Raw genomic sequence first — 12,166 nt, 5'->3', positions numbered from 1 at the left:
GCGCGATGCGATACCGTTCTTCCTTCCTCCTGATCTGGCTCGCCTTCGCGCTTGTCACCTCCACGCTCTTGCCGACGCGTAGCTTCGCCGAACAGACGGTTTCGGATTGGCTCGGCGTGGCGAATGCGCAGCTCGCGCAGGGCAAACCGGGGCGGGCGCTGCTGATTTTCGGCGAAATCGCGTCGCGCCATCCGGAATTTTCTCCGGCGCAGGCCGGGTTGGAGCAAAGCTTCAGGAAACTTGGCTCCGTGCGCCGCAACGAGGCGTTCCTGCGTTATGCGCTCGCCAAGGATCCAAAGCACGAAGACGCGCTTCTCGCGGCTTGGCAGGCGCTCGATCGCGCGCATCCGCTGCGCTTCTCCGCCACCGCCTCGATCCTGCCGAGCAGCAATGTCGATCATGTCGCCTCGGAGCGTTACCTCGTGACAGATTTCGGGACCTTCCTGATCAAAGATGGCGGCAACGAGACCTCCGGCGTGGGGCTCGGCTATGGCGCCAATCTCGACTGGTTCGTTCAGCCGCGCCCGGGTCATCGCATCCGGTTTCGCGCCTCTTATGCGGGGGCGTGGTACCACACTGCGACATTGCGTTATTCCGAGCCCGGCCTTGCGGTGCAATATGAGCATCTCGGCCGTCGCGGGCCCTGGTCGGTCGAGGCGTTCGTCCGCGACAGGCGCTATGGCGGCGGGTCGCAAGACATCACGTCGGACAATCTCACGCGCGGAGTCCGGTTCGCGAAGGCGTGGCGGTCCGTGGCGGGCGGGCGCACGGTTTTCCGGCTGGGCGGCGAATATGCCAGCTATGGCGAGAAGTCCTACCTGAGCGGGCCGAGATATTACGTCGATCTCGCACGTCGGACGCGGGTGGGGCGGCGCGGTGCCCTGAGCTATGGCCTGAGGCTGGAGCGCGCCGTGCCCCGGACGGACTATCACCGCTATTCCGGCGCCGAATTGCGCGTGGGTTTCGAGCGCCCCTTGATCGCGGGCGTACGGGGCGGGCTGTCGCTCAGCTATGGTGAGCGCCGCTATGATGCCGCCTTTCCGATCGTTGGCGTGCATCGCCGCGACCGGGCCGCAAGCCTCGGGCTGAGCCTGGAGTTGAAGCGGGTGAAAATCCTCGGTCAAACGCCCAGAATTTCTTGCACGGCGCGGCGCACCCGGTCGAATGTCGCGCTCTACACGACGAACTCGGTCGATTGCGCTTTTTCCCTCAAGCTTGATTTTTGAGGAAAAGTCGGTGTTTTATGTCAAAAAACATAATCGGTGAGCATTTCAGCTTCGTCGCAGTCGGGTGCAGGCTCGACGGTCCGATTGGCGGTTGTTTGAAAAGTTTGGGGGGCCAATGCCGGGTTCGTTTCTGCGCGTCGTTTTTCAAGAAACGCACATCATGTCACCAATGGTCCGCCCGCGACGACTGACCTGATCCGATGTCACATCTCATATCGCATCACGAGATCTACGACGCCGCGCTTGACGACGAGTTGTTCACGTTGCTGCCCAGCATGATGGCGCGGGAGATCGACATTCCCTCCGCGGTCTTCATCTGGCTCCATCCCGGCGACTATCGCGAAATTACCGCCGGAACCCAGGCGGAGGCCAATCTCGACTACAATTCCTTCGAGGGGCACGACCCATGGTTGGCCCATGGTACGCCGGAGAAGTGCGGCACAGGCCTGTTTCGTTTGTCGAACCACGTAAGCGCGCAGGAGTTCGAACGCAGCGAAATGTATAACGATTTCATCGTGAAGAACGGTGTCGATCGCTACTGGTGTCTCGCGATGATGCAGAGCACCCGCGACGGTCTGGTCGCCACGGCGTTCCACAAGGGCAAGCGCGGGGGGGATTTCACCGACCCCGAGATGAAGACTCTCGGCGCGCATGTCCAGGATCTGGGGCGGCTGCACAAGATCCGTCGGGAGCTTCATCGCGCCAGTATCCAGCAGGTCACCGCGTCTGATAACAGCCTGCTCGACGACGCCCCGATTTTCGAGCTCGATCACGAGGGCCGCCTTGTGCGGATGAACGGGATGGCGGAGACGCTGATAGAAATCCACCCGCTTCTCGTGCTGAATTTCCAGCGTGTGCTGCGGGCGCGCGGGGCGGCGCAACCTGCCTTGCGCCGCGCGATCGGACGGGCGACCGATGCTGGTAAAAGCGCGGCGGGCTCGCTCGATCTGCCGCAGATGCGTGGAGCGGACGGGCGGATCATTCCGAGGCTGCGACTGAACCTTCTGCCGCGCACAGATGGCGGGCGCCGGGTCCTCGTCATCGTCACGAGCGAGGAAGAGACAGCCCTTCGCGATCTGGTGGATGCACCGCGCGACAGGATTCACCTGACCCCGCGCGAGCGCGATGTCCTGCACGGGATGATCCGCGGCCGCAGGCGCGATCAGCTGGCCCATGACCTCGATCTGGCCATGCCGACAATCGATATGCACAGCGCCAACCTGCGCCGCAAACTCGGCGCCCGGACGATCGCCGAAGCCGTGGCGATCGCATTGCGCTTCGGGCTTTTGTAGCGCGCGGGCAGCCGGGCCGCCCACGTGCCGGTCACATCATCCCACCACGTTGAACTCCGGCCCGTAGGGGTAGCCTGTGATGTTCTCGTTGCCGTTCTCGGTGATCAGGAGGATGTCGTGCTCACGATAGCCGCCCGCGCCGGACTGGCCCTCGGGGATCGTCAGCATCGGCTCCATCGAGATCACCATTCCGGGCTCCAGCACCGTGTCGATATCCTCGCGCAACTCCAGCCCCGCTTCGCGCCCGTAGTAATGCGACAGCACGCCGAAGCTGTGGCCATAGCCGAAGGTGCGATATTGCAGCAAGTCACGCTCGGCGAAGAAGGCATTGATATTCTCGGTCACCTCGGCGCAACTCGCCCCGGGTTTCAGAAGGCTCATCCCGTATTCATGGGCGGCGACATTCGCCTCCCAGATCGCGCGCGAGGCGTCGTCAACCTCGCCCACGAACAGCGTGCGCTCTAGCGCCGTGTAATAGCCTGAAATCATGGGGAAGGTGTTGAGCGACAGGATATCGCCGCGCTGCAAAACGCGCCCCGTCACCGGGTTATGCGCGCCGTCGGTGTTGATGCCCGACTGGAACCAGACCCAGGTATCGCGATACTCGGCGTCGGGAAATCGCCTGGCGATTTCCAACTCCATCGCGTCGCGGCCCGCCATCGCCACGTCGATCTCGCGCACGCCTTCGCGGATCGTCTCGCGGATAGCATAGCCACCCCCGTCCGCGACCGCGGCCCCTTGCCGGATCAGGGCGATCTCGGCGGGCGATTTGTGCATCCGTTGCCGCATCGTGGCGGGGGCGATGTCGCGGGTCTCGGTCGGCTCGAGGAAATCCTGCAGAAGCGCCGCCTGCGCAAGCGCCAGGTGATCGGACTCGATGCCCAGCACGCGGCGTTTGCCGGTGACGGAGGCGATCGCGCGCCAGTAATTGTTCCGCGCCCAGTCGGTATAGGTGATATTGTCGCCATGGCCGCGCCGCCACGGTTGCGCGGCATCGATCCCCGCCGAGATCGTCACGCTGTCGCTTGGCGTCACGACCAGCGCGTAGGGCCGCCCAAAGGCGCAGTATAGAAAGCCCGAGTAATAGGCGATGTTATGCATCGAAGTGAACAGGCAGGCATCAATGCCCGCTTGGCTCATCGCCGCGCGGAGACCCGCGAGCCGCGCCTCGTATTCGCTGGCAGCGAAGGGCAGGATGCGCTCGCCTTGGTGAAATCGGTAAAAAGCAGGACGGTCCATCGGCACTCTTCCTTATCAGAGGCCGCAACGCGCCGAGGGACGATCTTCCCCCGTCGCGCGCTGCGACAAAGCAAGATCCCGGCGTACAGGACGGGTGATCGGGCGGGCGCGCAACGCGCTGGCGACGCCATCGCCTTCAGCCCTCGCCGACAGAGTGGGCGAAAACGGCCCCGCTGCCAAGTCCTTGGCGGCCGCTACGTGCGATTTGTTTTCGCACGCTGGACGGGGGCGGAGAGGCCATCGCATTGGTCGCGCGGCATCCGCCGCTGCAACTGTTCAGCGAGGCCGAGGCGGGGATCTAGGATGCGCTTGCGGATGTCGTGGTGTCAGCGACCGCTCGCCGCCGCAACCGATCACGCCCTTTTGCTGGACGGAGGGCCGCGCAAGGCACTATAGCTTGGGGAAATTGATCCGCGCGAGGGGCAGGGCGCGCCTGCCTCACGCGCCACTCGGAGCGCAGAATGTCGAAGACAATCCATATCCTCAACGGCCCGAACCTGAACCTTCTGGGCAAGCGCCAGCCCGAGATCTACGGCTCGGACACGCTCGAGGACGTGGAGCGGATTTGCCGCGAGGAGGCGCAGCCCCGCGGCTTCGATGTCGCGCTGTTCCAGTCGAATTTCGAGGGCGAAATCGTCGAGCAGATTCACCATGCGCGCGACGAGGCCTGCGCCATCGTGATCAATGCGGGGGCCTACACCCACACTTCCGTCGCGATCCTCGACGCGCTCAACACTTTCGAAGGCCCGGTCTTCGAAGTGCATATTTCCAATGTTCACAAGCGGGAAAGCTTCCGCCATCATTCCTACATCTCGCAACGGGCGGAGGGGGTTCTGGCAGGCTTCGGGATCGAGGGTTACGCGCTCGCAACCCGCCGCGCCTGTTCGGTTCTGAGTTAAGAGGGGACTTTAAGATCGGTCTGCAAGCGTTTGAGAAAAAAATTAGAATTGCGTTCGGGCTGATCCCGGGCGCGACTTGCCTCGCACTTGCACTCAACCTTGCGGCCCCCGCCTGGGCGAGCGACACCGGCGCCGACCGGAACATCGCCAATTCCGGCAAGATGAGCGACCGCGACTTCTATCGCGCGATGGCCTGCGCCGCGCGGCCTGGGGGCGCCTGCACCTTGCCCTACCGCCGCTGGTCGGCCAGCAAATGCCGCGATCTGACGGTCGGCCTCGCCTTCCGCTCACAGCATTTTCCAGCCAAGCGCGCCCATGCCATCGAACAGGCCGCCCGTGCCGCGATCGCGCAGATCAACAAGACCGGCGCTGCGTTGCACCTTAGCTATGCCGGGGCGCGTCCCGCCGATATCAAGCTCTACCTGACCGACACGCCCGTGGGCGGCACGGTGCGCGGCACACCATCGATGCGGCTCAATGGCCGGCGACTGGGACCGGGCACGGTCGCGAAGGTGACCTTCTACTGGCAGACCAACACGGGCCGGATCATGGATGCCGATATCGCCTTCAGCCGGGACATCCAGATGCGCGATATCCGCTCGGTCGTGCTGGAAGAGATCGTGCAATCGCTCGGTTTCTCGACCGATCTGGAAGATCCGTATTACACCCAAAGCTCGATTTTCTCGGAGGACGGGAATTCGGTCACGCGGCTGATCGGGCAGGACGCGATGGCGCTGCGCAGCCATTACCCGCCGCGCTGATCACATCACCTGCGTCGCGCCGCGGATCAGCAGCAGGACCGACAGCACCGCCAGCATGATCTGGATAACCCGCATGTAGAGTTGCTGCGACAGCCGCGCGGTCAGCCAACGCCCCGCAACGGTTCCTGCGATCCCCGCCACGGCCAGCCCCGCGACAAGGGGCCAGTTCAGCCCGTCGAGCTGACCGATCACCCAATAGGCGGGCAGTTTCACGATATTTCCGATGGCGAAGGCGATGGCGATGGTGCCCGCGAATTCCAGCTTGGGCAGCTTTTGCGGCAGCAGGTAGGCCTGCGCAGGCGGCGAGCCGGAATGGGTGATGAAGCTCGCGATCCCGGTCAGCGTGCCCCAGAACAGCCCCGGGATCACCTTGGCCTCGGCCTGGCTGTCGTCATGCCGTTTCAGCCAGGCGCGCCCGACATGCCATATCCCGATCAGCCCGGTGAAGATGAGCAACGCCCATTCCGGCGTGTAGGGCGTGATCACGGTCGCGATGGCGACGCCGGCAAGCATCGCGGGCACGAGAATGAACAGGTTCCGCCTGGAAAAATGGTGACGGTAGAGCCAGACGCCCACCCAGTCGGTCACGATATAGACCGGCAGTAGCGTGGCTGCCGCCTTCACCGGGTTCATGAACAGCGCGAGCATTGGCACCGCGATGGCCGCAGCGGACGAAAGCCCTCCCTTCGACATGCCGACGACCAGCGCCGCGACGATCAGCAAAACGGTTTCATACATGTGAACGGCGTCCGGGCAGGAGGGGAGAAGCGGGCGGCCCGGCGGGCCACCCGAAAGAAGGCGATCAGGCGCCCGCGTCTGTGAGGCGGCGCATCTCTTCGTCGCTGAGCGTCATCTCCGCGGCCTTCGCGAAGCTTTCCACCTGCTCGATGCTGGTAGCGCTGGCGATCGGGGCGCTGACGCCCTCCCGGTTGATCAGCCAGGCGATGGCCACCTCGGCGGGTTTCGCGCCTTTCTGGCTCGCCACGTCTTCGAGCACGTCGAGAAGCGCCATGCCGCGATCGGTGAGGTATTTCTCGACCATCCCGCCGCGCTTGCGGCCTTCCAGATCGGCTTTCGAGCGATACTTGCCCGACAGGAACCCGGCGGCGAGCGAGAAATAGGTGACCACCCCGATAGTCTCGCTGACACAGAGATCGCGCAACGGCCCGTCGAAAGCCTCGCGGTCATAAAGGTTATATTCCGGCTGGATCACCTGATAGCGCGGCAGCCCCTCGCTATCGGCAGTCTCCAGCGCCGCTTTCAGCATGGCGGCATCGTAATTCGACGCTCCGATCGCGCCGATCTTGCCCGCTTTGAGAAGCTTGTCATAGGCGCCCAGCGTCTCGGCATGGCTCACGCTGTCATCGGGCCAATGCGAGAAATAGAGATCGACGTGATCGGTGCGCAGCCGCGCCAGCGACCGGTCGATGGCTTTGGAAATCCACTCCGCGCCGAGGCCTTTCTCGCCCGGGCCGCCCATATCCGAGCCGACCTTGGTGAACAGCTTCACCTTGTCGCGCATTCCGGGGCGTGCGTCGAACCAGCGGCCAAGAACCGTCTCGGACTCGCCGCCCGCATTGCCCTCGGCCCATTTCGAATAGACATCGGCGGTGTCGATCGCGTCGAAGCCGTGGTCGATGAAAGCGTCGAGAATGCGGAAGCTTGCGACCTCGTCGAGCGTCCAGCCGAAGACATTGCCGCCGAAGACGATGGGGGCGATCTCGAAGCCGGTCGTTCCGAGAGCTGTGCGTTTCATGGGAGGTCCTTTCGCTTGCTCAGACCAGCAGCCCGCCACCTTCGACGAAGACGGTGGTGCCGGTCATGTAAGGGTTGTCCATCAGGGCGAGCGCCTGAATCGCGATATGTTCGGGCAGGCCCACGCGACCCGCAGGAAGGCGGTCCGCGGCATTGTCGAACATCGCGCGGCGGCTGTCGCCTTCAAGGGTCTCGTACATCTCGGTTTTCACCAGCCCGGGAGAGATGCAGTTAACCCGCACCGGCGCGAATTCCAGCGCGAGGCCACGGGTCAGCCCCTCGAGGCCGGCATTGATCGCGCCCTGGATCGCCGCGCCCGCCTTGGGCCGCTGCGACAGAAAGCCCGAGGTGAAGGTGAGCGAGCCGCCGTGGCCGATCTTCGCCGCACGAGCGAGCCGATAAGCGCCCCAGAACTTCGACTCGAACGAGGCCTGCGCGTCCTCCAGCGGCAACTCCTTCACCGCCGCGACCTTGGTGCTGGCTGCCGAGCAGTAGACATGTTCCCACGCTTCGCGCTCCGCGAAAAACGCCTCCAGCGCGGCGGCGTCGCCGGTATCGAGCGTGACGCCCGCGACGTTGCCGCCCAGCCGTTTGCAGGCATCCTCGATCTTCTGAGCCGAGCGTGAGGCGATGGTCACCTGCGCGCCGCGCGCGAGCGCCGCCTGCGCTACGCCGAAGCCGATGCCGGACGAACCGCCGACGACGAGAATGCGGTTATCTTTCAAACTCATGACGATGGTCTCCTCCTGTCGGGCCCGCGGTGAGGGCGGGGCGGTCTGCGTTTCAAATCGACTTAGGGCCCCGCGCGAGATCGTCCCGAAATTCTTTGCGCCGGGCGCGGGCTGCGCAAGACCCAGCAGAGCGAAAACAAATCCGCCCTCGTTGTTCGAAATCAATGCCACGGGCCGGAGGGCACGGCAGGCTTACGGTCGAATACGCCCCTGCAGAGGCTCATCCGGATGTCCGATTTCGAAGGTTACACCGACCGGAGGGAGGCGGGGATCATCCTCGCCCGAAAGCTCGACGCCTATCGCGGGCGCGACGCGGTGGTGCTTGCCCTGCCGCGCGGTGGGGTGCCGATCGCGTGGGAGATCGCGGAGCGTCTCGATCTGCCGCTGGACCTCGTTTTCGTGCGCAAGCTCGGCGCGCCCAGCAATCCCGAAGTGGCGCTTGCAGCGATCGCGGGTCTTCGCGGCGAGGTGATCGTGCGCAACGCGGACGTGATCCGCGCCACCGGCTGCGACGCGGCGACGCTGGAGCGTCTCGCAGCCCGCGAACGCGAGGTGATCGCGGACCGGATCAAGCTTTACGGGGCCCCGGGGCTGCCGCTGGCCGGGCGGGTCGCGATCCTCGTGGATGATGGGGTGGCCACGGGGGCCACGATGCGCGCGGCCTTGCGGGCAGTGCGCGCCGCCGGTCCAGCCGAGCTGGTCTGTGCGACCCCGGTCGGCGCCACCGACGCCTTGGAGGCGATCCGCACCGAGGCCGACCGCGTGGTCTGCCCGCTCGAGGTGGAATTCTTCGGAGCGGTCGGGGCCTATTACACCTATTTCGATCAGGTGCCGGACGCCGAGGTCACGCAAATTCTCGCGAAGGCGCGGGCGCGCCCCTTGGGCAAGGATCCGGCATAGCGGCCCAGCGGCGCGATCAGGCCAGGAGGCTGCGCAACGAATGACGCATCGCCTGCGTCACCTGCCGGTATTCGCCCTCGGAAATCCGCTCGTGCAACAGATCGAACACCGCCGCCACCTCCGCTTCGGGATCGTCGAGCGGGCGGTCTGCGAACGCCTCCGTGACCCTCGCCACGAAGGCATCGCGATTGCGCGGATGCGCGGGCTGGCGGGAGGGCACGAAACCGTCATAGTAGATGCCGCGCAGCAACACTGGAAGCTGCGCCCCGAGATCGGCCGCTTCCGCGGTGGTCAGGAAATCGCGGATCGCATGCAAGGTGGTACGCAGCAGCAGATAGGCGTGGCTGCGATCCTTGTTGTCCAGACGATATTCTAGATCGTTGAGCCATTCCGCCACGATTTGCGGGGCGTGGTCGATGGCGCTCAGGCCGGTCACTTTCATCGGTCGAACCTCCCGGTCGAAGTACTGAAGACACCGCCTCAGCTTTGGATACTCGCGAGATATTCCGCGATCAGCAGGATTGTCCTTCCAGATTTGGGGCGGCCCCGCGCGCCGAACGGTTGCGGCGCACGGGGCAAGCCTCCGGTCATGCGCAATTATTGCGCCTTGACCGCGATGCGGCGGTCTTTCTCGCGCGCTTCGGTGGTTTTCGGCAGGGTCACGGTCAGAACCCCGTCGCTCAGAACCGCGTCGATGCGGTCTGGATCGACCCCGCGCGGCAAGGTGATCGTGCGTTCGAGCCTGCCGGAGCTCCGCTCCTGCACGACGTAATCGCCCTCATGCGTCTCGCGCTTGCTGGAGCTTTCTCCGCGGATCTTCAGGCGTCCGTCGTCGAGCTTGAGCTCGATCTCCTCGGGCTTGAGCCCGGGCATGTCGACGCGCAGCTCGTAGCTCCCGTCATTCGCGACGAAATCCATCGCGGGCGCGGAGAGCGAAAGGTCGCCGAAGCCCGACGGCAGGGTCAGGGCGCGCGGCCATCCGGCTCCGGGACGCGCAAAGTCGTCGAACAGGCGGTCGATCTCGGAACGCAGCATCGCGAAGACATCGCGCCCCCGCGCGGGCGGGGCGGCGCTGGAGGCTGGAGGTTTCGCCGGTGTTTCGGCGCTCGGGGGCTTGCTGGTCGGCGGGGCGCTCTCGTGCTTGACGCCGATCTCGGTGGCTTGTGGTGTCATGCTGGATCTCCCATGCGAAGTGTCTTGGTAGAACGCCATCGAAGCTGTCACGACCGGTGCGGCTTGCGCATTGACGGCGCGCATAGGGGGCGCGGCGGACCGATGGTTCCGAACCGCTCCGACGTTGCGCGCGATCAATGCCGCATCGCCCGCAGCGGCGCAGTCTCGGCGCGATGCCAGCCACTCAGGAGCCCGAAGATGATTCCGCGCACCGTTGCCGCCGCCTTTCTCGAGACCGACGACGCCCGATGGCTCGCCCCGATGACGGCCGGGTTGTGTCGCGGTTTCAACGCCCATCTGATCGGGGTGCATGGCGTCGAGCCGCTGCCGCTGTTGGGGGGCGATCTGGCGAGCGATCCGATTATCTACCCCGAATTCCTCGACTGGCAGCGCAAGGAGGCCGCCGCGATCCGGGAGACCTTCGAGCACGCGCTGACGGCGGAGGATGTGCAGGGAGAGTTCCGCAGCCCGGTCGACACGCGCGACGCGCTGGTCGACTTCCTCGTAGATAGCTGCCGCGCCGCCGATCTGGTCGTCTCTGCGCGGGTGCCGCCCCATGCCGGCCGCGCGAGCGACATCCGTCTGCAGGAGCAACTGATCCGCCAGACCGGACGTCCGGTGCTGGTGGTGAGCGAGACCGCAAAGCTGGAGCGGCCCGCGCGGCACGTTCTTCTCGGTGTTTCCTGCAGCCGCGAGGCGATGCGTGCGGCGCATGACATGCTCTATCTTGCGGCCAGCGGTGCGCGGATCGATCTGCTCTCGGTGTCGCCCTCCGGGGGAGAGCGGCAGGCGGTCGACGATCTGCGCGACGATCTGGCGACGGCGCTCGACCGGCGCGGATATGACGTGACGCTTCTCGACCGGATGAAAACGACGTCGGAGGCGGGCGACGAGTTGCTGCATACCGCGCGCGAACGCGGCGCCGAGCTGATCGCCGTCGGCGCGTTCGGTCATTCGCGCCTCTATGATTTCGTGATCGGCGCGGTGACGACGCGCCTGTTGGAGACTTCCCATCTGCCGGTGCTGTTTTCGAAATAGGTGAGCCGATGCCCCAGCCGAAGAAAATCGAATGGATCGTGGTGATGAACTCTGCCAGCGCGCATGTGCTAGCCGATGCCGAGGGCCATGCGCTGGTCTTCGAGCTTGAATCGCCACATGCACGCCCGCGCGACCGAGACCGCGACCGGGCCGGGCGCAGTTTCGCGATCGGATCGCCCGGGCGGCGGGCCGCGATGGCGCCGCATGGTGATCCGAGCCATGTTCAGGAACTCGCCTTCGCCCGCGATCTGAGCGGCCGCCTCGAACGCAGCCTCGGGGAGGGAGAGTTCGACACGCTCGTCCTCGTCGCGCCGCCACGCATGCTCGGTGCGATGCGCGAGGCGATGCCCGATTCCCTCGCGGCGCGCGTGAGCCGCGAAATCCGCTCTAACCTTGCGAGCCTTTCGCCGAACCAGTTCCGCGAAAAACTGCAGGAGGCGCTGAAGGTGACGTGACCCGCGCATTTGCATTTTGCAGTGACAGCGATCAATGCGCGCCGCCTCGCGGCTTCGCATCCTGACCCTGCCGCACGGAGTCGAACCCGATCAGAGGAGAAGTGTCATGGCCAAGTCCTCCAGCGAAGACACGCCCGACCGCGCCGATATCGAGGAACACGAGCGTCTGGCAGTCGAGGCGATCCGCTCCGATCTCGAAGATCTGCGCGAGGATGTGACGGAACTGGCGCAGGCGCTGCGTCGTCATGGCCGGTTGCGGGCCAGCGATCTTGGCGCCGAAGCGACGCGGCGCGGCCACGAGTTCGTGGAAGATGCCCGCGACGCGGTCTTCGAGATGCGCGAGGCGCTCACCGAGGCGCAGCACGACCTGCGCCGCAGCGTGCGCAGCCATCCCGTGCCGTGGGCCGGGGTGCTGCTGGGGATGGTGGGGACCGGGCTGCTGGTCGCCCTGCTGATGGAGCGACGCAATTGAGAGTTGGCGGCATGGGCACGGGTGCAGGCCGCGCGGGCGGTTGGGGTCGATAAAACGACACTGCTTGCAGGTCTGTTGGGGGGAGTAGCGCGCGTTTCCACATCGGAAGCGCGCGCTGCGCATTCTGGGGCCGAGTTCCCTCGCACACGACGGCCGTATACTCGCGTCCCGTCCTATCGGTTATTTTCCGACATGTCTCGCGCCAGGGCTCCGACCGGCTCAACG

At 65.2% G+C, this 12,166-nt stretch carries 14 protein-coding genes; 8 read left to right on the top strand and 6 right to left on the bottom strand.

Features of this window, described 5'->3' with window-relative positions; translation table 11 throughout:
• The first annotated feature begins 5 nt into the window (after nt 1–5).
• Nucleotides 6–1,226: a surface lipoprotein assembly modifier gene (locus B6V75_RS03405; protein WP_168174434.1), complete on the top strand. Its 1,221-nt coding sequence runs from the start codon at nt 6–8 to the stop codon at nt 1,224–1,226.
• A 200-nt stretch (nt 1,227–1,426) separates the two neighbouring features.
• A complete protein-coding gene (locus B6V75_RS03400) occupies nt 1,427–2,518 on the top strand; it encodes a LuxR C-terminal-related transcriptional regulator (RefSeq protein WP_088718724.1) in 1,092 nt (363 codons plus the stop codon).
• 36 nt (nt 2,519–2,554) lie between these two features.
• Here the strand turns inward: B6V75_RS03400 and B6V75_RS03395 are convergent, their stop codons facing one another.
• Nucleotides 2,555–3,757 carry a M24 family metallopeptidase gene (locus B6V75_RS03395; RefSeq protein ID WP_088718723.1) on the bottom strand — a complete coding sequence of 401 codons (1,203 nt, stop codon included), beginning with the start codon at nt 3,755–3,757 and terminating at the stop codon, nt 2,555–2,557.
• Between the two features lie 461 nt (nt 3,758–4,218).
• Between B6V75_RS03395 and aroQ the strand changes: the two genes are divergently transcribed.
• Both aroQ and B6V75_RS03385 read left to right on the top strand, forming a co-directional pair.
• Nucleotides 4,219–4,656 (top strand): type II 3-dehydroquinate dehydratase, encoded by a 438-nt coding sequence (gene aroQ, locus B6V75_RS03390; RefSeq protein ID WP_088718722.1) that lies wholly within the window; start codon nt 4,219–4,221, stop codon nt 4,654–4,656.
• Nucleotides 4,657–4,817: 161 nt separating this feature from the next.
• Nucleotides 4,818–5,417, top strand: a complete 600-nt coding sequence (locus B6V75_RS03385) for a DUF2927 domain-containing protein (RefSeq protein WP_088718721.1) — start codon at nt 4,818–4,820, stop codon at nt 5,415–5,417.
• Here B6V75_RS03385 and B6V75_RS03380 read toward each other — a convergent pair whose 3' ends face one another.
• The 3 genes from B6V75_RS03380 to B6V75_RS03370 all read right to left on the bottom strand — a co-directional run bounded on the left by B6V75_RS03380 (nt 5,418) and on the right by B6V75_RS03370 (nt 7,903).
• Nucleotides 5,418–6,155, bottom strand: coding sequence for a sulfite exporter TauE/SafE family protein (locus B6V75_RS03380; RefSeq protein ID WP_075776589.1), 738 nt, complete (start codon nt 6,153–6,155; stop codon nt 5,418–5,420).
• Between the two features lie 64 nt (nt 6,156–6,219).
• Nucleotides 6,220–7,173, bottom strand: coding sequence for an aldo/keto reductase (locus B6V75_RS03375; protein ID WP_075776588.1), 954 nt, complete (start codon nt 7,171–7,173; stop codon nt 6,220–6,222).
• A gap of 19 nt (nt 7,174–7,192) precedes the next feature.
• Nucleotides 7,193–7,903 (bottom strand): SDR family oxidoreductase, encoded by a 711-nt coding sequence (locus B6V75_RS03370; protein WP_088718720.1) that lies wholly within the window; start codon nt 7,901–7,903, stop codon nt 7,193–7,195.
• Nucleotides 7,904–8,131: 228 nt separating this feature from the next.
• Between B6V75_RS03370 and B6V75_RS03365 the strand changes: the two genes are divergently transcribed.
• Complete coding sequence (locus tag B6V75_RS03365) at nt 8,132–8,803, top strand: phosphoribosyltransferase family protein (protein WP_088718719.1); 672 nt, start codon at nt 8,132–8,134, stop codon at nt 8,801–8,803.
• A gap of 16 nt (nt 8,804–8,819) precedes the next feature.
• Here the strand turns inward: B6V75_RS03365 and B6V75_RS03360 are convergent, their stop codons facing one another.
• Both B6V75_RS03360 and B6V75_RS18585 read right to left on the bottom strand, forming a co-directional pair.
• Nucleotides 8,820–9,245 carry a DUF2267 domain-containing protein gene (locus B6V75_RS03360; protein ID WP_075776585.1) on the bottom strand — a complete coding sequence of 142 codons (426 nt, stop codon included), beginning with the start codon at nt 9,243–9,245 and terminating at the stop codon, nt 8,820–8,822.
• Nucleotides 9,246–9,400: 155 nt separating this feature from the next.
• A complete protein-coding gene (locus B6V75_RS18585; protein ID WP_166504531.1) occupies nt 9,401–9,976 on the bottom strand; it encodes an Hsp20/alpha crystallin family protein in 576 nt (191 codons plus the stop codon).
• Between the two features lie 198 nt (nt 9,977–10,174).
• Between B6V75_RS18585 and B6V75_RS18580 the strand changes: the two genes are divergently transcribed.
• From B6V75_RS18580 to B6V75_RS03345, 3 genes are all read left to right on the top strand, one after another.
• Nucleotides 10,175–11,014, top strand: coding sequence for a universal stress protein (locus B6V75_RS18580; protein ID WP_075776584.1), 840 nt, complete (start codon nt 10,175–10,177; stop codon nt 11,012–11,014).
• A gap of 8 nt (nt 11,015–11,022) precedes the next feature.
• Complete coding sequence (locus tag B6V75_RS03350; RefSeq protein WP_088718717.1) at nt 11,023–11,469, top strand: host attachment protein; 447 nt, start codon at nt 11,023–11,025, stop codon at nt 11,467–11,469.
• Nucleotides 11,470–11,575: 106 nt separating this feature from the next.
• Nucleotides 11,576–11,941 (top strand): hypothetical protein, encoded by a 366-nt coding sequence (locus tag B6V75_RS03345; protein WP_075776582.1) that lies wholly within the window; start codon nt 11,576–11,578, stop codon nt 11,939–11,941.
• The last annotated feature ends 225 nt before the right edge of the window (nt 11,942–12,166 follow it).

It is taken from the genome of Thioclava sp. F1Mire-8, assembly GCF_002213165.1.
Taxonomy (GTDB): domain Bacteria; phylum Pseudomonadota; class Alphaproteobacteria; order Rhodobacterales; family Rhodobacteraceae; genus Thioclava; species Thioclava nitratireducens.
Note: the sequence above shows the minus strand (reverse complement) of the source record. Positions and strands in the feature narration are given on the sequence as shown.